This is a genomic window from Mesorhizobium sp. M4A.F.Ca.ET.090.04.2.1 (genome assembly GCF_003999085.1).
Taxonomy (GTDB): Bacteria; Pseudomonadota; Alphaproteobacteria; order Rhizobiales; family Rhizobiaceae; genus Mesorhizobium.
In genome coordinates, this window is sequence record NZ_RZOT01000906.1 from 1 (window position 1) to 1,075 (window position 1,075).

The following is a 1,075-nucleotide window of genomic DNA, read 5'->3' on the forward strand; positions in this document are numbered from 1 at the left end:
CCGGGGCGACCTGGCAAAAGATCGGCTCCGTCGGGCCCGTCATCGTTCTGGCGCTGTCGTCAATGCCGTTCCTGGCGCGCGGCCTCAACGCGCTGGCGCTGGGCGAAGCCACCGCCGGCCATTTGGGCATTCCGGTGCAGCGGCTGAAATACACGGCCATCATCGGCGTCTCGGCGGCGGTCGGCGCATCGGTGGCGGCAAGCGGCGGCATCGGCTTTGTCGGCATCGTCGTGCCGCATCTGCTGCGGCTGCTGATCGGACCGGACAATCGCTACCTGCTGCCGGCGTCGGCCTTGCTCGGCGGCTCGCTCTTGCTTCTGGCCGACGCGGTTGCCCGCACCATCGTAGCGCCCGCCGAACTGCCGATCGGCATCGTCACGGCGGTCGCCGGCGCGCCGTTCTTCCTGTGGATCCTGCTGCGCAAGCGCAGCGTGATCGACCTGTGAGGTTGGCATGATCGAAGCGCGCGATGTCTCGGTGGCGATCGGCGGCAGGAGCATCGTCGCCCATGTCGACTTCGTGGCGCCGCCGGGCGAGATCGCGGCCGTCGTCGGGCCCAACGGGTCCGGCAAGACGACCTTCCTCAAGGCGCTGTCGGGGGAGCTTGCCTATACGGGCGGCATTGCGCTCAACGGGCGCGACCTCACGGCGATGAAGCCGGTGCAGGCGGCGACCTATCGCGCCGTGCTGCCGCAGGCGACGACATTGTCGTTTCCGTTCACGGTGCGCGAGATCGTCAGGCTCGGCCTTGTCGGCGGACGCTCCGGCGTGCTGCCCGGCGAGGACGCGCGACTGCCCGAACGGGCGCTGGCCCGCGTCGATCTCGACGGCTTTGCCGGACGCTTCTACCAGGAGCTTTCAGGTGGCGAGCAGCAGCGCGTGCAGCTTGCCCGCGTGCTCTGCCAGGTCTGGGCGCCGGTGCTCGACGGCAAGCCACGTTACCTGTTCCTCGACGAGCCGGTGTCCAGCCTCGACGTCAAGCACCAACTGATCATCATGGACATTGCCCGCGACTTCGCCAGGCGCGGCGGCGGCGTGGTGGCCATCCTGCACGACCTCAACCTGACCGCCATGT

At 68.9% G+C, this 1,075-nt stretch carries 2 protein-coding genes; both read left to right on the top strand.

From position 1 onward, the window contains the following. A partial coding sequence (locus tag EN781_RS33035; protein ID WP_145965809.1) for an iron ABC transporter permease occupies nt 1-446 on the top strand: 446 nt, incomplete at its 5' end. 7 nt (nt 447-453) lie between these two features. Then, on the top strand, nt 454-1,075 hold a 622-nt coding region (locus EN781_RS33040), incomplete at its 3' end, for a heme ABC transporter ATP-binding protein (protein WP_145965810.1).